Source organism: Afifella marina DSM 2698, from assembly GCF_900102695.1.
Taxonomy (GTDB): Bacteria; Pseudomonadota; Alphaproteobacteria; order Rhizobiales; family Afifellaceae; genus Afifella; species Afifella marina.
Genome location: NZ_FMVW01000008.1, coordinates 103,995 through 125,691, shown reverse-complemented (window position 1 = coordinate 125,691; position 21,697 = coordinate 103,995). Strand labels below are relative to the sequence as shown.

Annotated in this window: 20 protein-coding genes; 6 read left to right on the top strand and 14 right to left on the bottom strand. The window is 62.8% G+C overall.

The annotated features are described in order from the left end of the window. The first annotated feature begins 84 nt into the window (after positions 1 to 84). Positions 85 to 990, top strand: coding sequence for a branched-chain amino acid aminotransferase (locus BLP76_RS15220; RefSeq protein WP_092815202.1), 906 nt, complete (start codon positions 85 to 87; stop codon positions 988 to 990). Between the two features lie 97 nt (positions 991 to 1,087). Here the strand turns inward: BLP76_RS15220 and BLP76_RS15215 are convergent, their stop codons facing one another. The 8 genes from BLP76_RS15215 to BLP76_RS15180 form a co-directional block, all read right to left on the bottom strand. Beyond that, positions 1,088 to 1,555, bottom strand: coding sequence for a molybdenum cofactor biosynthesis protein MoaE (locus tag BLP76_RS15215; protein ID WP_092815199.1), 468 nt, complete (start codon positions 1,553 to 1,555; stop codon positions 1,088 to 1,090). 63 nt (positions 1,556 to 1,618) lie between these two features. Next, positions 1,619 to 1,876 (bottom strand): molybdopterin converting factor subunit 1, encoded by a 258-nt coding sequence (moaD, locus tag BLP76_RS15210; protein ID WP_092815196.1) that lies wholly within the window; start codon positions 1,874 to 1,876, stop codon positions 1,619 to 1,621. Further along, positions 1,873 to 2,472 (bottom strand): CDP-diacylglycerol--glycerol-3-phosphate 3-phosphatidyltransferase, encoded by a 600-nt coding sequence (gene pgsA / locus BLP76_RS15205; RefSeq protein ID WP_244514609.1) that lies wholly within the window; start codon positions 2,470 to 2,472, stop codon positions 1,873 to 1,875. Before pgsA ends, moaD begins: the two co-directional genes overlap by 4 nt. Before the next feature lie 112 nt (positions 2,473 to 2,584). Beyond that, positions 2,585 to 4,639: an excinuclease ABC subunit UvrC gene (uvrC, locus tag BLP76_RS15200; RefSeq protein WP_092815193.1), complete on the bottom strand. Its 2,055-nt coding sequence runs from the start codon at positions 4,637 to 4,639 to the stop codon at positions 2,585 to 2,587. Positions 4,640 to 4,682: 43 nt separating this feature from the next. After that, positions 4,683 to 5,672, bottom strand: coding sequence for a phosphogluconate dehydrogenase (NAD(+)-dependent, decarboxylating) (gene gnd, locus BLP76_RS15195; RefSeq protein ID WP_092815190.1), 990 nt, complete (start codon positions 5,670 to 5,672; stop codon positions 4,683 to 4,685). A gap of 34 nt (positions 5,673 to 5,706) precedes the next feature. Further along, positions 5,707 to 6,459 carry an SDR family oxidoreductase gene (locus BLP76_RS15190; RefSeq protein ID WP_092815187.1) on the bottom strand — a complete coding sequence of 251 codons (753 nt, stop codon included), beginning with the start codon at positions 6,457 to 6,459 and terminating at the stop codon, positions 5,707 to 5,709. 3 nt (positions 6,460 to 6,462) lie between these two features. After that, positions 6,463 to 7,407: a calcium/sodium antiporter gene (locus BLP76_RS15185; protein WP_170130512.1), complete on the bottom strand. Its 945-nt coding sequence runs from the start codon at positions 7,405 to 7,407 to the stop codon at positions 6,463 to 6,465. Positions 7,408 to 7,501: 94 nt separating this feature from the next. Next, positions 7,502 to 8,275 carry a glycosyltransferase family 2 protein gene (locus BLP76_RS15180; RefSeq protein ID WP_200170579.1) on the bottom strand — a complete coding sequence of 258 codons (774 nt, stop codon included), beginning with the start codon at positions 8,273 to 8,275 and terminating at the stop codon, positions 7,502 to 7,504. Positions 8,276 to 8,518: 243 nt separating this feature from the next. Here BLP76_RS15180 and BLP76_RS15175 point away from each other — a divergent pair, with 243 nt between their 5' ends. Further along, on the top strand, positions 8,519 to 9,151 hold the full coding sequence (locus BLP76_RS15175) for an outer membrane protein (protein ID WP_092815181.1): 633 nt from the start codon (positions 8,519 to 8,521) through the stop codon (positions 9,149 to 9,151). Positions 9,152 to 9,216: 65 nt separating this feature from the next. Here the strand turns inward: BLP76_RS15175 and BLP76_RS15170 are convergent, their stop codons facing one another. Continuing rightward, complete coding sequence (locus BLP76_RS15170; RefSeq protein WP_092815178.1) at positions 9,217 to 10,257, bottom strand: DUF1176 domain-containing protein; 1,041 nt, start codon at positions 10,255 to 10,257, stop codon at positions 9,217 to 9,219. Positions 10,258 to 10,340: 83 nt separating this feature from the next. Next, complete coding sequence (locus BLP76_RS15165) at positions 10,341 to 10,793, bottom strand: hypothetical protein (RefSeq protein WP_092815175.1); 453 nt, start codon at positions 10,791 to 10,793, stop codon at positions 10,341 to 10,343. Between the two features lie 196 nt (positions 10,794 to 10,989). Here BLP76_RS15165 and BLP76_RS15160 point away from each other — a divergent pair, with 196 nt between their 5' ends. Next, entirely contained in the window at positions 10,990 to 13,053 is a 2,064-nt protein-coding gene (locus tag BLP76_RS15160) for an elongation factor G (RefSeq protein ID WP_092815172.1), read from the top strand. Positions 13,054 to 13,178: 125 nt separating this feature from the next. On the opposite strand, the gene BLP76_RS15155 is transcribed toward BLP76_RS15160, so the two are convergent. The 3 genes from BLP76_RS15155 to BLP76_RS15145 form a co-directional block, all read right to left on the bottom strand. Next, positions 13,179 to 14,069, bottom strand: coding sequence for a LysR family transcriptional regulator (locus tag BLP76_RS15155; RefSeq protein WP_092815169.1), 891 nt, complete (start codon positions 14,067 to 14,069; stop codon positions 13,179 to 13,181). 63 nt (positions 14,070 to 14,132) lie between these two features. Next, a complete protein-coding gene (gene trxB, locus BLP76_RS15150) occupies positions 14,133 to 15,101 on the bottom strand; it encodes a thioredoxin-disulfide reductase (protein ID WP_092815401.1) in 969 nt (322 codons plus the stop codon). Between the two features lie 182 nt (positions 15,102 to 15,283). After that, entirely contained in the window at positions 15,284 to 16,204 is a 921-nt protein-coding gene (locus BLP76_RS15145; RefSeq protein ID WP_170130514.1) for a mitochondrial fission ELM1 family protein, read from the bottom strand. 546 nt (positions 16,205 to 16,750) lie between these two features. Here BLP76_RS15145 and BLP76_RS15140 point away from each other — a divergent pair. Then, positions 16,751 to 17,161, top strand: a complete 411-nt coding sequence (locus BLP76_RS15140) for a DUF3775 domain-containing protein (RefSeq protein ID WP_092815163.1) — start codon at positions 16,751 to 16,753, stop codon at positions 17,159 to 17,161. A gap of 143 nt (positions 17,162 to 17,304) precedes the next feature. Then, entirely contained in the window at positions 17,305 to 17,667 is a 363-nt protein-coding gene (locus tag BLP76_RS15135; protein WP_139163758.1) for an SH3 domain-containing protein, read from the top strand. Between the two features lie 39 nt (positions 17,668 to 17,706). On the opposite strand, the gene BLP76_RS15130 is transcribed toward BLP76_RS15135, so the two are convergent. Beyond that, positions 17,707 to 18,426 (bottom strand): hypothetical protein, encoded by a 720-nt coding sequence (locus BLP76_RS15130; RefSeq protein ID WP_092815157.1) that lies wholly within the window; start codon positions 18,424 to 18,426, stop codon positions 17,707 to 17,709. Positions 18,427 to 18,664: 238 nt separating this feature from the next. Between BLP76_RS15130 and uvrB the strand changes: the two genes are divergently transcribed. Beyond that, on the top strand, positions 18,665 to 21,691 hold the full coding sequence (gene uvrB / locus BLP76_RS15125; protein ID WP_170130515.1) for an excinuclease ABC subunit UvrB: 3,027 nt from the start codon (positions 18,665 to 18,667) through the stop codon (positions 21,689 to 21,691). The last annotated feature ends 6 nt before the right edge of the window (positions 21,692 to 21,697 follow it).

Genomic DNA, 21,697 nt, shown 5'->3' with positions numbered 1-21,697 from the left:
ACGGTCCAAAAGAGCGCGCTCTTGCCGCAAACCTTACAAGATGCGCCGCCGAAAGCAATGCAAGCTCAAGGGTAGGAGAAATCAATGGCAGGCGTTCCCTTCGATCAAATGCAAGGCAAAATCTGGCTCAATGGCGAGTTCGTCGACTGGGCAGATGCAAAGATTCATGTGCTGACGCATGGTCTTCACTACGGCAGCTGCGTATTCGAGGGTGAGCGCGCCTATGGAGGGGTAGTTTTCAAGAGCCTCCAGCACACGCAGCGCCTTCACGCGTCTGCCAACACCTTGGATTTCAAGCTGCCTTACTCGGTGGAGGAAATCGAGTCGGCGAAGGCCGAAGTTCTGCGGGTGAACAACTTCACCGACGCATATCTGCGGCCCTTTGCCTGGCGCGGCAGCGAAATGATGGGTGTTTCCGCTCAGAAGAACCGGATCAACGTGGCGATCGCCGCCTGGCAGTGGCCGTCTTATTTCGATCCGGAAGAGCGGCTGAAAGGCATCCGCCTCGATATCGCGAGCTATTGCCGGCCGGATCCGCGCACCGCGCCGGTCCACGCCAAAGCCGCCGGGCTTTATATGATCTGCACGATCTCCAAGCATGCCGCGGAGAGCAAGGGCTATGCCGATGCCATGATGCTTGATTGGCGCGGACGTGTCGCCGAATGCACGGGCGCCAACATCTTCTTCGTGAAGGATGGTGTGCTGCATACGCCGGAGCCTGATTGCTTCCTCAATGGTCTCACCCGCCAGACGGTCATCGAGCTCGCAGAAGCGCGGGGTATCGAGGTCAACGTGCGGGCGATCATGCCCGAAGAGCTCGACGGTTTTTCCGAGTGCTTCATCACCGGGACGGCCGCAGAGGTGACGCCGGTCGCTGAGATCGGACCGTATCACTTCACGCCGGGCGAGATCTCGAAGACGATGTTTGAGGATTATATCGCCGCCGTGACGCCGGTTTCGGCGCCTCAGAAAGTGGCTGCCGCAGGCTGACGCCCGCGGCCATCTGGTGAATTTGAAAAGGGCGCTGCGGCGCCCTTTTTGCTGTCTGCGGAGGGGCGAGAGCCGCATCTCGCCCCGGTCAGAGGCCTCAGGGCTTCTGCCAGCGCCCGGCTGCAGCGTCGTCCGTGGCCTTCGCCCGCACCCAATCGCCGTCACGATCGCCGACGCGTTCTTCCTTCTTCCAGAAGGGCGCGCGGGTTTTGAGATAATCCATCATGAAGGACGCGGCCTCGAACGCGGCCTGGCGATGGCTCGAGGCGGCAGCCACGAGGACGATCGGTTCGCCGGGCACGATGCGGCCATGACGATGGATGGCTGTGAGCCCGCTCAAAGGCCATCGCGCGGCGGCTTCTTCGGCGATGCGGCCGATCTCGGCCTCCGCCATGCCGGGATAGTGCTCCAGCGTGAGCGCGGCGAGCGTGCCGCCTTCATCGCGGCAATAGCCGGTGAAGGTGACGAGCGCGCCGACATCACTGCGCCCCTCGGTCAGCTGCTTACTTTCTTCTTCGGCATCAAAGGGTTGCGGCTGGATCCGGATTCTAATTGTGCAGGACATGAATCACTTTCTCAGCCTCGCCGTGCTGACGCAGATCGTGCGGTGACTGCAAGAATGGTGGATTCAGCCGCCGGTCATGGGCGGGAAGAAAGCCACCTCTTTGGCGCCTGCGAGCGCCGCGTCATGCTCCACATGCTCGTGATCTATCGCGGCGCGGATGATGTCCGGCTCCGCGAACGCAGCCGCATAGCCTTCATCCTTGTTGGCGAGCCAGCTGATCAAATCGCCGACGGTCGTGACTTCGCCAGGCACGTCGAGGCTCTCTCCGGGGCTTCCGATGCGCTCACGCACCCACGCGAAATAACGCAGTTCGAGGCTCATTCGTCCACCAGATGCTTCAAGCCGGCGCGGAAATAATCATAGCCAGTGTAGAGCGTCACGATCGCCGCAAGCCAGAAGAAGGCGAGGCCGAGATCGATGATGATGCCGCTCTTGGCGCCCTGGATTGCCGGCGCGATCAAAAGCGCGGCGATCGCGAAGAGCTGCATCGTCGTCTTCCATTTCGCGAGCTTCGTGACTGGCACGCTCACGCGCAATTCCGCCAGGAACTCGCGCAGTCCGGAGACGAGGATTTCGCGCATCAGGATGTTGATTGCCGCCCAGATCGTCCAGCCGGCGAGCATTCCGTCCGCCACCAGAATAAGGATCGCCACGGCGACGAGAAGCTTGTCGGCGATCGGGTCGAGCATTCGGCCGAGGGCCGATTGCTGTTCCCAGATCCGAGCGAGATAGCCGTCGAAATAGTCGGTGACGGATGCCGCCACGAAAATGACGAAGGCGATCCAGGGACCGATCTCGGGGATGAAGAAGGCACCAAGCAGCGGTGCCGCCGCGATCCGACCGTAGGTCAGGACGTTCGGTATCGTGAAAGCCTGGATGTGCGGGGTGCGGGCCGCGTTCTGTGCTTCCATGGTCATGCCTCAGCTTGTTCCTTGCCCGCTCGCAGTGTCAACGGTCTCAATAGCAGTGCCTGACAAAACTTTTGTAATTGTCACGCTGATTGTTAGCCAAGACCGGTGCCATTTTGTCTCAGCCGCCGTGTTCGTGGAAATGGTCGTAAATGATTTCCGCCATCTGCTCGGAGATTCCCTCCACATCCATCAGGTCTTCCACGCCGGCGCGGCTGACGGCGCGAGCCGTGCCGAAATGCCGAAGAAGCGCACGTTTCCGCGAAGGGCCGATCCCCGAAATCTCGTCGAGAGGATTGGCGGTCATGGCCTTTTTTCGGCGGGCACGGTGCGAACCGATGGCAAAACGGTGCGCCTCGTCGCGCAGACGCTGAATAAAATAGAGCACTGGGTCACGGTGGGGGAGCATAAAGGGCGCTTTCCCCGCCATGAAAAAGGTCTCGCGCCCCGCTTCGCGGTCGCGGCCCTTGGCGATGCTGACCACCGGTTGATCTTCGATCCCGAGCTCTTTGAGAACGGTTAGAGTGGCGGAAAGCTGCCCCTTGCCGCCGTCGATGACGATGAGATCCGGCCAGGCGGGTATCGCGTCGCTCTGTGCTTCGCTGCCATCCTCGGTCGTTTGCTCTTCCGGATTGCGCGGACCGGCCTCCTTGAGAAGCCGTGAAAAGCGGCGAGTGAGAACCTCGCGCATCATGCCGAAATCGTCGCCGGGTGTGATCTCTTCGGAGCGGATGTTGAACTTGCGATAATGCGGTTTGGAAAAGCCCTCGGGTCCGGCGACGATCATCCCGCCGACGGCATTCGTGCCCTGGATGTGGCTGTTGTCGTAGACCTCGACGCGCCTCGGAGGAGAGGGGAGGCCAAACGCCTCTCCGAGCCCCTGCAGCAGGCGAGCCTGGCTGGAGGTTTCCGCCAGCCGCCGTCCCAACGCTTCGCGCGCATTTGTGAGCGCATGCTCGACGAGCTCACGTTTCTCTCCTCGCTGCGGAACATGGACCTGGATGCGATGCCCCGCGCGTTCGCTGAGCGCCTCGGTAAGCAGCGTGCGTTCCTCGAACTCTTCGGAGGCGAGAACGAGTTTCGGGACCGGCTTGTCGTCATAGAACTGCGCCAGAAAAGCCTGCAGAATCTGAGCCGCATCCATCGTCTTATCGGCTTTGGGAAAATAGGCGCGATTGCCCCAATTCTGCCCGGTGCGGAAGAAGAACACCTGCACGCAGGCCATGCCGCCCTCCTGATGGATGGCGAAGACATCGGCCTCTTCGACGCTCTGCGGGTTGACGCCCTGGTGGGACTGGACATGCGACAGCGCCGCCAGCCGGTCGCGGTAAACTGCCGCCTGCTCGAAATCGAAGCGAGACGAGGCGGCCTCCATTTCCTGGGCGAGCTCCGTGCGCACGGCCTGACTTCGGCCGGACAGGAAGGCGCGGGCCTCCTCGACGAGCTTCGCATAATCCTCGACCGAGATCTCCCCGGTGCAGGGGGCCGAACAGCGCTTGATTTGATAAAGGAGGCAGGGACGGGTTCTGCTCTCGTAGACGGAATCGGAGCAGGAGCGAATGAGAAACGCCTTCTGCAAGGCATTGATCGTGCGCCCGACCGCGCCGGCCGAGGCAAAAGGCCCATAATAGTCGCCCGCGCGTTTGCGCGCCCCGCGGTGCTTGACGATCATCGGCGCCTCATGATCGCCGGTGATCAGGATGTAAGGGAACGACTTGTCGTCCCGCAGGAGAACGTTGAAGCGCGGCCGCAAACGCTTGATGAGATTCGCTTCCAGGAGAAGCGCCTCGGTTTCCGTGCGGGTGCGCACGAAATCCATCGCCGCCGTGGCGCGGATCATGCGGGCGATGCGGTTGTTCTGGCCGCCGAGCCGCGTGTACGAGACGACGCGCTTCTTGAGGCTGCGCGCTTTGCCGACATAGAGCACCTGACCGTGCTCGTTGATCATGCGGTAGACGCCGGGCGCGTTGGGCAGGGTTTTGACGGCAGCCGCAATGACGTCCGCACCGGGCTCGGCGGGCGGCAATTCCTCAAACGCTATGCCGGAAACCGGCTCTGCCGCAGGCGTACGAGGTGCGTCGGAGGCCGTGGCGACGTCTTCAGAGGCGACGGAGTTTTCCGTGTCCACTGGCTGCGCGACGCCGTCCTTCCGATCGTTGCTGATGTTCTCACTCATATGTCGTCCAAGATAGGCGCTAGTCCGCGTTTGCGCACCTGCCTCACGCTCTTTCGCTCTTGCTCCCGCCCTCGATATGGCCACCGAACTCAGCGCGGAGCGCCGAAAGCAGCTTGTCGGAAAAAGTGCTTTCGCGTCTGGAACGGTAGCGCGCGAAAAGGGCTGACGCGATGGTGGCAGCCGAAACCTCTTCCTCGACGGCCGCCTCCAATGTCCAGCGGGCCTCGCCGGAATCGGCGACATGTCCACGGAATGATTCGAGCGCCTGATCCTTGGCGAGTGCCGAGGCCGAAAGATCAAGGAGCCATGAGCGGATCACCGAACCCCGGCGCCACACCTCGGCAATGTCTGCACAATCGAGATCGAACCGTTCGTCTTCCGGGCGTGCCGCTGTGCCGGCATTGCGCAGAATATCGAAACCTTCCGCGTAAGCCTGCATCAGCCCGTATTCGATGCCGTTGTGGATCATCTTGACGAAATGGCCGGAGCCAGCCGGACCGCAATGCATGTAACCCTGGGCAGGCCGCGGATCGCGCCCGTCTCGGCCAGGTGTCTCCGGAAGGTCGCCGATGCCGGGTGCGAGGGCCGCGAAGATCGGATCGAGGCGCGAAACTTCTTCGTTTGGACCGCCGATCATCATGCAGAAGCCTTCGCGTTCTCCCCAGATGCCTCCGGACACACCGACGTCGAGATAGGCGATGTCCTTCGGCTCCAAAAAGGCGCGCCGTGCCACGTCGTCCTTATAATAGGAATTTCCGCCGTCGATGATGCAGTCGCCGGGGGAGAGGATGTCGGCGAGGGCGCGGATCGTGCTTTCGGTCGCCTCGCCATGCGGGAGCATGACCCAGACCGCGCGGGGTGGCGTGAGTTGGGTGACGTCCTTCAGATCCGCGAGCGGCCGCGCGCCCTCGCTGGCGAGCGCATCAATCGCACTTTGGTTGCGGTCGAAGACGAAGGGTGTGTGACCGGATGCCATCAGGCGTCGGGAGAGGCCGGCGCCCATGCGGCCGAGCCCAATCATCGCTATGTCCATCGAGTTCTCCTGTTGCCGCGGGGAGGGCGGCTGTTCACGTGAGATGCTGTCCGCTGTCCAGGGCAATGAACTGGCCCGTCAAAGAGCGCGTCTGCCACAAATAGCGGATGGTACGGCCGAAATCGGCGAGGTCCACGGAACGCCCGAGAAGCGTTTCCTGTGCGATTTCGCGCTCGAACCCCGCCTCGCCATCATGCGGATTGGGCAAAGTGGGCCCGGGGCCGATCGCGTTCACTCGGACATCTGGGGCGAGCGCCTGGGCAAGCGTCTGCGTCGCCGTCCACAGCGCGGATTTGGAAATCGTATAGGAGACGAATTCGGCGTCCGGCTTCAAAACCCGTTGGTCGACGATGTTGACGACGAGGCCTTCGACGCCCTGCGGCAAGAGCCTGGCGAAATCGCGCGTGAGGAAGATGGGCGCTCGCAGATTGATCGCGAGCTGTTTGTCCCAGATCTCCGCGTTCAAGCTCTCTGCCGCGTCATCCCAAAAGACGGAGGCATTGTTGACGAGGAGCGTGACCGGCCCGAGGGCGCCGGTGACGCTAGGAAGGAGCCCTTCCACAGCCTCGATGTCGACGAGATCCGCCGCGAACACGGCTGCCTCTCCGCCGGCATCGCGAATGCCCTGAGCCACCTCCTCCGCCTCGTTCTTGGAGGTGTTGCAGTGAATGGCGACCCGCCATCCGCGCAGCGCCAGATCTTCCGCGATTGCGCGGCCGATGCGTCGTCCGCCGCCAGTGACGAGTGCGGTGCGCTGCGCTGGATCTGAAGACGGAAGAGCGGACATGGCTCAGGCGCCTGGAAGGGCGACGGCACCCCAGATGAGGCCACCGTAAAAGAGAACGAGGATGAACCCGCCCAGGCGGCCGATCGGCCAACGCATGCCAAGGAACGGGACCAGGACGAGCGCGGCCGCAACCATCGCCCAGAATTCATAGTGCAGGAAGTCGGGCGGCACGACCAAAGGTACGGCACTTGCGGTAACGCCGAGGATGAAGAGGATATTGAAGATGTTGGAGCCGATGGCGTTGCCGAGGGTCATGTCGGAATGACCGCGCCAGGCGGACATGACCCCGGCGGCGAGTTCCGGCAGCGAGGTGCCGACGGCGACCACCGTGACGCCGATGACAGTCTCCGAAAGGCCCAGCATCTCCGCGAGCCCGATGGCTCCCTCGACGACGAAGTCCGCCGCGAAAGGCAGAACGACGAGGCCGCCGATGGCCATCAGTGCGGCGAGGACTGGCGAAAGGTTGGTGCGGAGCTCTTCGATCTCCTCCTGCTGGCGCCGGGAATCGCGGGTCACGAGGATCTGGGCGACGAAGAAGGCGATAAAGCAAAGAAGGAGAATTCCGCCGTCGAGCCGGCTCAAAGTCCCGTCCCAGCACGATGCGATGAGGAGAACGGTGGCTGCGACCATGACGGAAAAATTCCGCTTGAGCCCGGTCGCGTTCACGGCCGTCGCGAAGATCAGGGAAGGAAGACCGAGACACAAGAGGATGTTGGCGATGTTGGAGCCCACCACATTGCCGATGGCAATGCCGCCCGACCCGGCAAAACCGGCCTTCAAAGACACCACCAATTCCGGGGCCGAGGTGCCGAGTGCGATGATGGTGAGGCCGACGACGAGGGGCGGTATGCGGAACCGCTCAGCCAAAGAGACACTGCCTCTCACCAGGATGTCGGCGGCGATCATGAGGAAGATGAGGCCGGCGATGAGGGTGAGGAGGCTCGACATGGGCGGCGGGATCCGATCCGTTGGGCTGCAGCGACCCATATAGGCGGGTATTCGCCGGTCAACAGCCCCGTTGTCGTGCGCGACGCGGCGGCCGTCAGGTCGAGGAAAGCTTCTGACGAGCCTCCAGGAAGCGCCGAATACGGCGTTGTTTCGCCGCCGCAATTTCATGCGCATAGCGCGCCCCCAGCACTCCACCCGTCCAATGACGACGGAAAATGAAGTACTTAGCGAATTGCATCGGGTACTCGGTGAGAAGCCTGAGCCTCAAAACGAGGGGCGATCGTCGCCCGGCCTTTTCGATCGTCTGGAGATCGGAATAGCCATCGAGCTTGGCGCGAATATGCGCGAACGAGCGGAACGAGAAATGCCACACGGCCCCCGGCACGAGGCCCGACGGCAGACCATGGTCGACGACGCGATCGTCGGTCAGGCTCGGCGAATATCGCGCAACGCGCCTGTCGTAGAGGCGAACCGGGCTGACGAAGTCCGCAAAAAGCCGCGGATGGTGATGGCGCGGATAAATCGTGACGATGCGGATGCGATAAAGGCTGAGCGGAGGTTCGCCATCGGCGAACAAGGCGCTGATGCCGCCGACGACTTCCGGCTGAGGAACCTCGTCGGCGTCGAGGTTGAGAAGCCAATCGTAGCGGCATTGCTCTTCTGCGAAACGCTTCTGGGGGCCGAAACCCTGCCAGTCGTGATGCACGACGCGGGCGCCCAGGCGCCTCGCCAGCTCCTGCGTGCCGTCGGTGGAGCCGGAATCGACGACGACGATGTCGTCGGTCAGGCCGCGGACGGCCGCGAGCGTCTCGCCGAGGCGGTCGGCCTCGTTGCGGGTGATGATGAAAATGGAGAGAGGAACGGTCACTTGCGGCTTGTGCGAATTGTCACAGATTGAGGTGGAAGAGGCTCTATTGCAGGGAATCACCGGCGTCGGTGTGGCAGCTGAGACACGTTAACTCTTGATCACGGAATTGTTCAGGTTTCACCCTTTTTTCGACCGCCGGTTATCACAATCTAAGGCTAGCTCCGAACCAACGCCGGCTGTAAGATTTCATTGGAACGTCTTCCGGCCTCGGGCGTTAGGGTTGTCGGAGAAGTGGAGGTTATTGTGCGCACACCACTGGTTCTCGCTGCTGCTTTCGGTCTGGTGGCATCGTCTGCGCTGGCTGCCGATCTGCCGGCGCCCGAAACCTATACCTCTGAGCCTCCGATGGTCACCACAACCGGTCCGAATGATTGGTCCGGTTTTTATCTCGGTGCCATGCTCGGCTATTCCACCGGCGAGAGCGATACGAGCGGCGGCAACGTCGATGTCGACGGCGTCGATGGTGGGATTTATGCCGGCTATCAGCGCCAGTTCGATCAGTTTGTGGTCGGCGTGGAGGCGGATGCGCTCGCCTCTGGTCTCGATGGCGACGACAACGGCATCTCCGTCGAGCAGAATTGGAGCGGCTCGTTGCGTGGTCGCGCCGGCATCGCGCTGGATCGCTTCCTTCTCTACACGACGGGTGGTGTTGCGCTCAGCGACGTCAAGGCGAAGTCCGGTGGCGTGAGCGACAGCGACACGCGCGTTGGTTGGACGCTCGGCGCCGGTGCCGAAGCCGCGATCACCAACAATCTGACCGCGGGTGTCGAGTACCGCTACACGGATTACGAGGACAAGACGTTCAGCCTTACGGCACCGACGGCGGTCGATCTCGATACGCATTCGGTCCGCGCCCGCGTTGGCTACAAGTTCTAGGACCTCTTGAACGCGGGGCGCATGCGCCCCGCACGGACGACGCGCAAAGGGATGCGAGCCCGGCCTCAGGTCGGGCTTTTTTGTGGCTGTTTGCCGTGCTCGTAGATGACGGGCCAGTCGGCCGGCAAACGGCCCCGGCATTCCTCTTCGGCCGCATAGCGGTCGAGCCGGAAGGCATAATCCAGGAAGGTGAAATCGGCTTGCGTCCCGCAATCGCCGACGCCGCGTCCAAGCGCGGTCGCTGAAAGGTGGTCGCCGTCAAGCGCGACATTGAATAAGAGATCGGTCCCGCTCCAACCATAGGTCTCCGACCATTGCGGGAAATAGAGTGTCTGAAGTCCGCCGATCTCTCCGGTCTCGCGCAGATAGATCCGGTAGGTGACATTGTAGGCCGCCACGACGCAGGGAATGGCATAGACGATGGCCGTGTCGCTGACCCGCGAGATGAGTGGCGGGATATCCCGCATCAGCTCGCTGTCGAGCGCTTCGCAAGCGCTGGATTGCTGATGTCGCTCGAGAACGACGGCCGGGATGGCGGAGGCTTCGATCGACAAGGTTTCGATATCCGACGCCCGCTGTGCGTCCACCGCGTCCTGGTCGGGGGCGGACGCGAGGCGCTTCTCCCCCACGATGCCCATCTGTTCCTCCGCCCACAACAAGGAGGCGGTGAGGCCGGCGAGAGAGAAAAGCTGACGGCGCGGCTCTCCGGTGACGTCGATGTACTCCACGACGAGCTGCGTTCCGCCCTGCAGGGCGCTTAACAAAGCGGCCCGCAGGCTGTCGTTGCCCCGGACGAAACTCCGTCCGGCCTCGCCCGTAAAACTCCACCCGGATTGAGCCTGCAGCACAGTCTTGTCGCCGTCGATCATGAGGGTCAGGGGACGGTCGGGGTCGGGGAGCGGGTCGGAGAAGTCGAAGCGAATGTACCAGCCGGCGGCGCCCTCACTCCGATCGAGGGCGAATTGCGTGGAGGGCCCGTTCACCTGGGCGCTGCACCCGGCGTCCGAAGAACACGTCACGGACCAATCGCGAAAGCTGTTCGTTTCCTGCGCGAGCGCGGGAGAAAAGACGAAAAAGGGGAGGGTGAGAAGGCTGAGGCCGCGCATACACCACCTCCAGCGGCCGCATCGGCCCGGGGTTGGATGTCAGATAAGCAGATGCCACCGCAACGGTCGGCCGCAGACGTGACTTACCGCATCGTCCTGCAATCGGCGTCATAGACTCGCCAGGGATCGAGGCCGAGGACGCAGAAATCGATGCCGCGACCGAGCGAGGCAAAGCCCATATTCTCTTGCACGATGTAATAGACCGGCCGCACGGTTCCGTCGCTCATGAGGGCACGCGCCTCGCAACGGTCGTTCATGATCCGGCCCGGGGCCATTCCAGCCGTGTAACGCAGGCGAGGTTCGACGACGCTGTCGATCAAGAGGCCGCGATGCCAGGTGTTTTTCTCCGCCCAGGCGAAGCGTTCCACGATCCGGTTGAGAACGCCCTGCTCATTGCAGCTCGTCGGCTGTGCGGGTGCCGCGGCATAAACCCCGGCATTGTAGCCGCGTGCGAGATCGGCGGCGTAGGCCTGCGGCTGCGCGAGACATGCCCCGAGGACGGCTCCAAGACCCAAAAACAGCCTATTCATGCGCATTCCGTCCTCCGCTTTTGCGTGACCATGCGCGGGCGAGCCCCGCGAATCAAGCATGCGAGGAAGAATAGCTCGGACGTGTTGCAGACTTGCAAAAAGCCGCGTCCGCTGAGACGATCTGTGGCTACCGTAACCTACGCGCAACGCGCTAGAAATCGGTTGTGATGAAGTTTTCAATGTCAGGGAAAGGAGCGGCGAAATGAGCGGCAGAGACGCAGGAGGTGCGAGGCGCGAGGGGCCTCGATGCATCGCCATCGTTGGCCCCTTCGCGAGCGGTAAGACCAGCCTCTTTGAAGAGATCCTTTTCCGAACCGGCGCGATCCCCAAAGTGGGGGCGGTGGCCTCCGGGAACACCGTCGGTGATGCCTCGCCGGAAGCGCGCGAGCACGCCATGAGCGTCGAGGTCAACACGGCCACGACCACCTTCATGGATGAAACCTATTGTTTCATCGACTGCCCGGGCTCCGTTGAGTTCGCTTACGAATCCGACCCGGTCCTCGCCTGTGTCGACGCGGCGATCGTGGTCGCCGAGCCGGACGACAAGAAAATTCCTGCGCTCCAGGTGGTGATGAAGCATCTGGAAGAGCGCAACGTGCCGCGGCTCTTGTTCTTCAACAAGATCGACCGCGCCTCGGGCGGCGTACGTGACGCGCTTGAACTGCTGCAGCCGGTCTCCTCCGTGCCGCTCGTCTTGCGTCAGCTGCCGATCTGGAAAGACGGCATTGCGGTCGGTTTCGTCGATCTCGCGCTCGATCGGGCCTTCCTCTACCGCGAACACGCGCCGAGCGAAGTCATCGACATGGCGGAGATGGAGCGCATGGAGAGCGAAGAAGCGCGCTTCTCCATGCTGGAATCGCTCGCCGATCATGACGACGCGCTGATGGAACAGCTTCTGGAAGACATTCAGCCACCGCGCGACGAGGTTTTTGCCGATCTCGTCAAAGAGATGCGCGCCAGCGAGATTGTTCCCGTCTTCCTCGGCTCGGCGGCGAATGGCAACGGCATCATGCGCCTCTTGAAAGCGCTGCGCCACGAGGCTCCCGACGTCACCGACACCCGCGCCCGTCTCGATCTTGAAGACGCAACCGGGCCCCTCGTGCAGGTGATGAAGACCATTCACACCAGTCACGGCGGCAAGCTTTCCTTGAGCCGGGTCCTTGCCGGGTCGGTGGAAGATGCCGCCGAACTCGACAATGCCGCCGGTCCTGCGGGCAAAGTTTCGGGGATCTACGATCTCCTCGGACAGAAGACGACAAAGCGTGGGACCGCCAAAGCCGGCGACACCGTCGCTCTCGGCAAGCTCGACGGGGCTGTGACCGGCGATACGCTGTCGGCCAAAGGGGCGGCTATCCCCACGATCGCCGTGCCGACGCCCCCGCAGCCGGTCCTGCACAAGGTCGTGCGGCCGAGCGAGCGCAAGGATGACGTGAAACTCTCCGCCGCCCTTGCCAAGCTCGTCGACGAAGATCCCTCTCTTGTCGTCGAGCACCGTCAGGAAACGGGCGAGACGGTCGTGAGCGGGCAGGGGGAGATGCATCTGCGCGTCGCCCTTGAACGGCTCGCGAGCAAGAACGGCCTGTCGATCGAGACCGCCGTTGCGACCGTACCCTACCGCGAGACCATCAAGGGTTCGGTGACGCAGCGTGGCCGCCATAAGAAGCAGTCCGGCGGGCATGGTCAGTTCGGCGACATCGTGATCGACATCAAGCCGCTGCCGCGCGGTTCCGGCTTCGTCTTCAATGAGACGATATCCGGCGGCGTGGTCCCGCGCCAATATTTCTCCGCGGTCGAGGCGGGCGCAAGAGAAGCGCTGGAAAGCGGCCCGCTTGGTGGATTTCCGGTCGTGGACGTCAGCGTCACTCTCACCGACGGTTCCTATCACTCGGTCGATTCCTCCGAGCAGGCATTCAAGATGGCGGCACTCCTCGCCATGCGTGAAGGGCTGCCGCAATGTCAGCCGGTCATCCTGGAGCCCGTCCTGAAGGTTGAGATCACCGTGCCGAGTGATGCGACGCCGAAGGTGAACGCCATCGTCTCAGGGCGGCGCGGTCAGCTTCTCGGCTTTGACGGCAAACCGGATTGGGATGGCTGGGATGTGATCTCGGCGCTCATTCCGGAAGCCGAGATTGCCGATCTCATCATTGAGTTGCGTTCGGCCACACAGGGCGTCGGCACTTTCACCTCAAACTTCGATCATCTGGCCGAAGTGCATGGGCGACTTTCCGACGACATCCTGAAAGCGGCCTCGAAAGAGGCGGCATAGCCTCAGGAAGCTATGTTCGACTGGCGCGGCCGAAAGGCCGCGCTTTTCGCATTTGAAGAGAACGATGCGTCAAGACGCTGCGAAGAAGGCCTCAGGCCATGGTCATTGGGGATGCGGCGCGCGCCTCAATAATGCCAGCGGCGTGCCATGGCGATGAGAAAATCCCGGAAAACCTGGACGCGGGCGGAGTTCCTGAGCTCTTCCGCGTAAACGAAATAGGTGTCGAAGGCCGGCACTTCCGCTTCCGGCAGAATGGCTACCAGCGGCGATTGTTCGTTGACGAGGTAGTCGGGAAGCATGGCGATGCCGAGCCCCTTTTCGATGGCACGCCGGATCGCGACGACATTGTTGATTGCCATGATCGGAGTGCGGGGCTCGCCGTTCTCGCGACCGCTGCTCATCAGCAAATTCATGTCCCGGAGATAGGCCGGGGCATTCTCGCCATAGACGATGATGCGGTGCTCATCGAGCTCGGCCACACTCTTCGGCTGTCCGAAACGCTGGAGATAATCCGGCGAGGCGTAAACGTGGAAGTGCACCGTGAAGAGCTTGCGCTGAATGAGGTCCGGTTGCGTGGGCGCCCGCAGTCGGATCGCGACATCAGCTTCGCGCATCGAGAGGTCGAGTTCATCATCGTCGAGCACGACCTGCAGATTGATCTGTGGGTAGAGGTCGATGAATTCGTTGAGACGCGAAGCGAGCCAGCTGGAGCCGAGCCCGACGGTGGTCGTGACCTTGAGAGCGCCCGACGGCTGCCCCTTGGAATCCGCCAGTTCGGCGCGCGTCTGTTCGAGCTTCACCAGTACTTCGCGTGCCGTACGCACGAGAAGTTCGCCCTGCTCCGTCAGAATGAGGCCGCGGGCGTGGCGGTGGAAGAGGGGAACCCCGAGCTCTGATTCCAGTGCGCTCACCTGTCGGCTGACGGCCGACTGGCTCATGTTGAGCGAATCGCCGGCATGGGTAAACGACCCGGCTTCTGCCGCCGCGTGGAAGATCCGCAGCTTATCCCAATCCATCACACCCCCTTCAGGATCCCTGCGCCCCTGAGGTCTTGAACGTTGCGCGTCGAGACAGTTGGCCTACTCGGCCGCCTCCTGCTGTGCTTCCAGCGCGAAGAGGTATTTCTCCGCCTCCAAAGCTGCCATGCAGCCCTGGCCGGCGGCGGTCACCGCCTGCCGGAAAACGTCGTCGGTCACGTCACCCGCCGCGAAAACCCCGGGGATATCCGTCGCCGTCGAATCCGGCGCGGTCCACAGATAGCCGTTCGGCTTCAGGCGAAGCTGGTCTTTGAAAAGAGACACGGCCGGCGCGTGACCAATGGCAATGAAGACGCCGTCGACCGCGACTTCCGAGATCGCGCCGGTCCGAACGTTGCGGAGCTTCGCCCCGGTCACCGACGGTGGAAAGCCGCCCTGGCCCAGCACTTCTTCGATGGCGCAATCCCACATCACACTGACATTGTCCCGTGTGAGGAGACGGTCCTGCAGGATCCGCTCGGCGCGGAGCGCATCGCGACGGTGCACGAGTGTCACGTGGCGGGCGAGGTGGGACAGATAGAGCGCTTCCTCGACGGCGGTATTGCCGCCACCGACGACGAGAACGTCCTTATCCTTGTAGAAGAAGCCGTCGCAGGTGGCACAGGCCGACACGCCGAAGCCCTTGAAGCGCTCCTCCGACGGCAGGCCGAGCCAGCGCGCCTGCGCGCCCGTGGCGATGACGACCGCATCCGCCGTCCAGACATCGCCGCTGTCGAGGGTCAGTCGAAAGGGACGCGTGGTGAGCTCGGCCGAGACGACGATATCGCTGACGATGCGGGTGCCGACATTCTCCGCCTGACTGCGCATCTGCTCCATCAGCCATGGGCCTTGGATCGGCTCCGCAAAGCCTGGATAGTTCTCCACCTCGGTGGTGATTGTGAGCTGTCCGCCAGGCTCCATTCCGGCAATCAGGACCGGCTCGAGAAGAGCTCGCGCCGCGTAGACGGCTGCCGTATAGCCGGCGGGACCTGACCCGATGATCAAGAGCTTGGCGTGGTTGGCCGTTGACATGGTCGCACCCATCGCAGGTTGGTCTGTCCAGATAGGCGGCAAGTTCACAAAGGGCAAGCCGAGCATGCCCTTCCGTCACCAGGTTTCGGCCGAAGGCGGGTTGTTTGGTGCGCCTGGTGCAACCCAGGCGCTGTTTTCGGTGCTTTTCGATGTTCATGCGCTCCTGCCGGAGCGTATGAATGTCAGCTCAAAAGGCGCTCTCGGACGACTTCGGCTGCATAAGCGGTGGCATCGACGGCGCCGGCGCCCTGGAACTCCAGATCGACCCCGTCGGGTCCGGTCAGAGATACGAGACCGCGGGCGTCGAGATTGGAAGCGAATTCATCGTGACGGCGCGAGCGCCCATTGAGAGGCAGAAGATTGACCGGATGCCCGCTCGCGACGGCTTCAGACACCATCGAGACGGAATCGGCGGTCACGATCAGGCGATCGGCCAGCGCGAGAAGCCCGAAATATGGATTGTCGCCGCTTCCGTTCCACTGCCAGTACCAGGGCTCGGCCTGAAACTCCCCGGCGAGAGCTTGCTTGACCCGGTCTTCGGTTCGCCGCGAGGGCGTCACCACGACACGCGCTCCGGTGACTTCGTGCACGCCGCGGATGATCGCCTTGAGGCGTGCGAGGAAGGCCTCGCTCATCCAGTAATGACGTGTCGGGCCACCCAGAACGACGCCGATGAGGCTGTTTTCCGAACCGCGGAGGCGGGGCCCCCATTGAGCTGCGGCCTCGTCGAGTTTTTCGCGCGTCACACGATGCAGTGCCGTGTCGACATTGACGACGTTCTCGCCGGCAAGGTGGTCGTGGCGCATCGAAACGACGAGGTCGAAATGGTGCACAGGCGTCAGCGGATTTTGAATGTGCACCGTCCGCGTGGTGCCTTCCGAAGCACTGTGGATCGCGATCGAGGCGGCGGTGGAACGGCGCCCGCAGCTGATGAGGAGATCCGGCCAGGGCGGCGTGAGAAGGTCGCGCGAGGGATCGAGGCCGGTCAGCGCCGCGGGGCACAAATGTCCCGGAAGCCACGACCAGGGCTGCCGGAGCCTGATGGTCTTCTCCTCGAACGGCACGCCCAAGCGTTCGGCCAATCCGAGGGCCTGGCTGCGCATGCCGGCCTCGCCGGTCGTCAACACCCAACAGCGGGGCTTGGGCGGATTTGCGGGATGCGGAACCATGATTTGACGAAGGCCGGCGAGAAGTTGAAGCGCGGGAACCGGTAGCATGCGGGAAGCCGGCGCGCCAAGTGCGCCTTCGGGCGCGGTCACGACGACGTCTTTGGCCCCGTTTTGCCCTCTTGGAAGGCAGTCAGTGCCTATGTTTCGGGCACATGCATGGCTGGCATGCACACTCTTTCATTGTGATCGGCCGATTGTCGGACGATAAAGCGGGAGCTGACGAGCTCTTCGGGCACTTCCCTGTGGCCGCAGAGAGCAGCTGTTCCCCTCTTGGACGGCCGGTCGTTGACCGGCTCCAAACTCTTTCGACGAGTCCTGGATATCAAACACCGGGGCTCGTCTTTTTTTTTGTTTCAGGCTAGTGCCTTCCTGGGAGGGAACGGTTGCCGGCGCAGGCCACGTGACAACGCGTTCCGCTACAAGACGTAACACTCGTGTTAGGCTTTTTTGAAGGCCGGCACACAAGCAGAACACGGAACAATGGCTGTCGATCTTTCTCTCGATCCTTCGACCCTCCGCCTCTTTGCCGACAAGGCCCGCACGCTCAGTGCTGATTTGGAGGCGGGCTACGAGGACGGCCGGGATCATGAAATCGATCTCGATGCCGAGGGAATGCACGAATCGCATCATCACGACGCGCTCGCTGAAGAAGAGACCGACGACCAGACCGAGCAAGAGCTTCGTGAGCTCATCGACGATCTGAATATCGACGAAGCGGCGGATCTGGTCGCGATCGTATGGATCGGGCGCGGTGATTACGGCGCCGACGATTGGGATGAGGCGCGCTCCGAAGCGAGAAGCCGCGCCCAGGGCAAGACCTCCAAGTATCTCCTGGGCATGCCGCTTCTGGCGGACCATATCGATGCCGGTCTCGACGCGCTGGATCTCTAACCGTCTGCCGCGTGAAGGCGGCGCGTTCACCTTGCGGCTCTTTTTGAGCTGAAGCGAGATACCGGGAGAAGCGCGGCTCTTGCAGAGCCATCGCGGAAACGGCACCGTGGCGCCATGGTGAATCAATCCTTACCGGGATGCCCGTGCCGCGCCTCGCACATATCCGCCTGACCGTCTCTCTGATCGTGCTGGGTCTATCGGGCCTGTCATCGTCCGCGCTCGCGGCAGATGCTGCTTTGCGCCATGATGCGGTCATCCGAGCTCTCCCCAATGATGCGTCTGAGGTGCTCGGCGATGTGTCGAGGGGCTCCGAAGTCGTCGTCAACGGCTGTGCGCAGGCGGAGGGATGGTGTCTCGTACGGCCACGCTCTGGCAGTGCGAGACATGGCTGGCTCCGTGGCGACGCGCTGACGGCGCTCGGTTTCAGCCGCCGGAGCGACATCGGCGACGATGCCGTGATCAATATCGAGGTCGGTCGGCCGGTGACGATCATCGTCCTGCGATAGGGCGATTCGGCAACGCCTAGACGAGGCGCCGATTCGGCGTCACCATCTTCGATAGAGTTGCAGGCGAAGGCTGGCATTCTGGCTGTCGAGCCCGATGTCGGAAACCGCCCCCACGAGCGACATGCCTTTGATCAGCTGCTGTTGGGCTTCGAGAGAGCTGTGCCAGATGAAATCGGTATCCGACACGTAGGACTGCGCCGTGAGGGCGGTGTCGGTCGGGAGGATGTTGAGCCGCAGATAGGGTGCGGTCGCCATCGTCTGCTCGGCGTTGGACCCGATGCCGGAGCCGGACAAAGCGTAACTCAGCTGCAGCGACGCTTCGACGAGGTTGCCGAAGGATTCCTGGCGCCCGATACGCGCCGCGATTCGGTAGCTGTTCTCTTCGGGGATCACATTGCCTTCGATCCAGGCCTTGTCCCACGTCCAGTCGTAATTCGGGAAGGGGCCGGGCAGGGCGAGGCTGTACCATGCCACATCCGTCGGGCGGTTCCCCCATTGCCACACGCGTGTGTCGACACCGTGCGAGCCACTGCCGGTCGTGCCAATGTCGACCCCGAAGCGACCGTCCAAATCACCGGCGCTCTGGGCGCCCAATGTGTAGATGGCCGCGCCGTCGGCGAGCGGTGAACGATTGACGATCAGCCAGTCTCGTTGATCCGCCTCGGCCGGTGAAGCGAATGCGTGCAGGCCGAGGAAGGGCAAAATTCCGAGCGCCATGATTTGCGGTCGGACGCGGCCGACGCCGAGAGTGATCCGCAAGTCTCCAAACTCCAGGTCAGGTGAGCCAGTAGGAAGACCCCCGGACGTTCCCCCAAATTCGAATTGCTTTCGTTCCAGGATAGAAGCTCTTGTGGCGAAATGAAGAATCACGTTCTGCGGGCATGTAACACGAGCAGGTTGCGAGAGGCTGTGGCGGGTGAAGCTGCCGCCCTCGTCGGCAGGCGAAAGCTACCTCTCAGGCCTTTTCGCGCCCGCAAGGCTGGTCCATATAGAGAACATGGCAGCAGACAGGCGCACATCTCCCGGGCGAGGCGGCAAGGCCGCTAAACCGGCCTCCGAAACCACGTACGATCAGCCGGAAGGCGACGGCGAGGGGTTCGGCGAGGCCGCACAGCCCTCGCTGGAAGGAGTGCCGATCGAAAAGGCGTTTGCCGGCTCGATCACCTCGTGGGCGGAAGAGATCGCGCGCGAGGCCGAGGCGGAAGGGCGCAGCACGCGCGTTCGGCCGCCCCAGCCGAAGGATCGCGGCGGCCTCGCCTATGATCGCTCCATCGCCGTTCCGGAAAAACCGGAGGCAGATCCGGCGCCGGAAAGAAAATCTCGTGACGGAAAGTCGAAGCTTGGGCCCGGAAAGAACTCCGGTTGGGAGACGGACCAGTCGATCCCCCTCAAGGCCGACGAGACGCAAGCGCCGGCGAAATCGGGCCGTGGCGCCGCGGGCAAGGGCAAAAAGCCCGGTGCCGGCAAGAAAGCCGCCGACAAGCCTTTGAAGACTTCGAGGGGAACCTCGATGGGCGGGCGCAGCTCCGCCAAGGAGCGCGCGGGTGCGGGCATGAGCCCGGCCGCAGGCTTCGATGTAAATCTGGAAGATGCGGAGAACTTGCCGGGCTCCGCCGTAACGGCGACCGTCGAAGCGCTGTCTTCTCTTATCGAGAAAGGCCGTCCGGAGTTTCGCGACGGCACCTGGGTCCCGCATCGACCCCCGCGGCCGGAAAAATCCGAGGGCGGTGTCCCCCTCAAGATCACCTCCGAATTCGAGCCGCGCGGAGATCAGCCCCAGGCGATCTCGGAACTCGTTGCGGGGATCAAAGAGGCGGGGGAGGCGACCCAGGTTCTGCTCGGCGTGACGGGCTCGGGCAAGACCTTCACCATGGCGAAGGTGATCGAGGAGACGCAGCGCCCCGCGCTCATTCTGGCGCCCAACAAGACCCTGGCAGCGCAGCTCTACGGCGAGTTCAAATCGTTCTTCCCGGAGAATGCGGTCGAGTATTTCGTTTCCTACTACGACTATTATCAGCCGGAAGCCTATGTCCCGCGCACCGACACCTATATCGAGAAGGAATCCTCCATTAACGAGCAGATCGACCGCATGCGCCACTCGGCGACGCGCGCGCTGCTCGAACGTGACGACGTCGTGATCGTCGCTTCCGTCTCCTGCATCTACGGTATCGGCTCGGTGGAAACCTACACGGCCATGACCTTTGGCCTGGAGGTGGGCGATCGACTCGATCAGCGCCAGCTCATGGCCGATCTCGTGGCCCTGCAATACAAACGCTCGGACGCCAATTTCATCCGTGGCACGTTCCGGGTGCGTGGCGACACGATCGAGATTTTCCCGGCCCACTTGGAAGATCGTGGCTGGCGGGTCTCGCTGTTCGGCGACGAGATCGAGGCGATTTCGGAATTCGATCCGCTCACAGGTCAGAAATCGGGTGAGCTTCGGTCCGTAAAGGTCTATGCGAACTCGCACTATGTGACGCCTAAACCGACTCTGCAGCAGGCGGTGAAGGGCATTCGGGCAGAGCTCAAATGGCGGCTCGACGAACTGGAAAAGGCGGGGCGACTTCTCGAAGCGCAGCGCCTGGAACAGCGCACGCGCTTCGATCTGGAGATGATCGAGGCGACAGGCTCCTGTGCCGGCATCGAGAACTATTCGCGCTATTTGACGGGGCGCAAGCCCGGAGAGCCGCCGCCGACCCTGTTCGAATACCTGCCCGACAACGCGCTCGTCTTTGTCGACGAGAGCCATGTCACCATTCCGCAGATCGGCGGCATGTATCGCGGCGACTTCCGTCGCAAGGCGACGCTCGCCGAATACGGTTTCAGGCTGCCGTCCTGCATGGACAATCGGCCGCTCCGCTTTGAGGAGTGGGACGCCATGCGCCCGCAGAGTGTGTGCGTGTCGGCGACGCCGGGCAACTGGGAGCTCAACGAGACCGGCGGTGTTTTCACCGAGCAGGTCATTCGTCCGACCGGCTTGATCGATCCACCGGTGGAAATCCGTCCAGCCTCCAGCCAGGTCGACGATCTCCTGGGCGCGGTGAAGGAGACGGCTGCCGGCGGGTATCGCGCCCTCGTCACGGTGCTGACCAAACGCATGGCCGAGGATCTGACGGAATATCTCCACGAACACGGCGTGCGCGTGCGCTACATGCATTCCGATATCGATACGATCGAGCGCATCGAGATTATCCGCGACCTGCGGCTTGGCGCCTTCGATGTTCTTGTCGGCATCAACCTGCTGCGCGAGGGACTGGACATCCCCGAATGCGGTCTCGTCGCGATTCTGGATGCCGACAAGGAGGGTTTCTTGCGCTCCGAAACGTCGCTGGTGCAGACGATCGGCCGCGCTGCCCGGAATGTCGATGGTCGGGTGATCCTATACGCGGACGGTATGACCGGATCGATGGAACGGGCGATCGCGGAAACCGAGCGCCGGCGTGAAAAGCAGATCGCCTACAATGTCGAGAACAATATTACGCCGGAATCGGTGAAGGCGCGCATCGCCGATATCCTCGATTCCGTCTACGAGCGCGATCATGTCCGCGTCGGCGTCTCCGGCGGCGGCCGCGGAGCCGGACACGCCGAGGATGAAGGCGCGCTCATGGGGCACAATCTGCGCGCCCACATTGAGGACCTCGAAAAGCGCATGCTGGAGGCCGCGTCGAATCTGGAATTCGAAGAGGCGGCTCGGATGCGCGACGAGATCAAGCGGCTGGAAGCAACCGAACTTGCGGTCATGGACGACCCGCTTGCCCGCAACACCGGCATCGAAAACACCCGGCAGAGCCGGAAAGATGCGGCCAAGTCGGGCGGCTCGCGCGTGCGCAAGAACACGCTCGACGAGATGACGGTCGGACGGACGGAAAAACCGCTCGGCGGTGCGGCTCCCTTGCGCGCCCCGGAGGGCGAGGATGTCAAGCCGTTGCGGCGCGAGAACATCGGCAAGGGATCATACGAAGAACCCGAAGACGAGCGCGCGCGCCAGCGCCGCCCGAGAAAAACCGGGCGGCCGGGTCGTTAACGACAC

Excerpts from the sequence above, each read along its gene's own strand:
- BLP76_RS15145 (WP_170130514.1), bottom strand. The coding sequence starts at position 16,204 with ATGCGCAGCCAGGCCCTCGGATTGGCCGAACGCTTGGGCGTGCCGTTC.
- BLP76_RS15215 (WP_092815199.1), bottom strand. The coding sequence starts at position 1,555 with ATGTCCTGCACAATTAGAATCCGGATCCAGCCGCAACCCTTTGATGCC.
- moaD (WP_092815196.1), bottom strand. The coding sequence starts at position 1,876 with ATGAGCCTCGAACTGCGTTATTTCGCGTGGGTGCGTGAGCGCATCGGA.
- BLP76_RS15165 (WP_092815175.1), bottom strand. The coding sequence starts at position 10,793 with ATGCGCATGAATAGGCTGTTTTTGGGTCTTGGAGCCGTCCTCGGGGCA.
- pgsA (WP_244514609.1), bottom strand. The coding sequence starts at position 2,472 with ATGACCATGGAAGCACAGAACGCGGCCCGCACCCCGCACATCCAGGCT.
- trxB (WP_092815401.1), bottom strand. The coding sequence starts at position 15,101 with ATGTCAACGGCCAACCACGCCAAGCTCTTGATCATCGGGTCAGGTCCC.
- BLP76_RS15155 (WP_092815169.1), bottom strand. The coding sequence starts at position 14,069 with ATGGATTGGGATAAGCTGCGGATCTTCCACGCGGCGGCAGAAGCCGGG.
- BLP76_RS15185 (WP_170130512.1), bottom strand. The coding sequence starts at position 7,407 with ATGTCGAGCCTCCTCACCCTCATCGCCGGCCTCATCTTCCTCATGATC.
- gnd (WP_092815190.1), bottom strand. The coding sequence starts at position 5,672 with ATGGACATAGCGATGATTGGGCTCGGCCGCATGGGCGCCGGCCTCTCC.
- uvrB (WP_170130515.1), top strand. The coding sequence starts at position 18,665 with ATGGCAGCAGACAGGCGCACATCTCCCGGGCGAGGCGGCAAGGCCGCT.
- BLP76_RS15220 (WP_092815202.1), top strand. The coding sequence starts at position 85 with ATGGCAGGCGTTCCCTTCGATCAAATGCAAGGCAAAATCTGGCTCAAT.
- BLP76_RS15190 (WP_092815187.1), bottom strand. The coding sequence starts at position 6,459 with ATGTCCGCTCTTCCGTCTTCAGATCCAGCGCAGCGCACCGCACTCGTC.
- BLP76_RS15140 (WP_092815163.1), top strand. The coding sequence starts at position 16,751 with ATGGCTGTCGATCTTTCTCTCGATCCTTCGACCCTCCGCCTCTTTGCC.
- BLP76_RS15170 (WP_092815178.1), bottom strand. The coding sequence starts at position 10,257 with ATGCGCGGCCTCAGCCTTCTCACCCTCCCCTTTTTCGTCTTTTCTCCC.
- BLP76_RS15160 (WP_092815172.1), top strand. The coding sequence starts at position 10,990 with ATGAGCGGCAGAGACGCAGGAGGTGCGAGGCGCGAGGGGCCTCGATGC.
- uvrC (WP_092815193.1), bottom strand. The coding sequence starts at position 4,639 with ATGAGTGAGAACATCAGCAACGATCGGAAGGACGGCGTCGCGCAGCCA.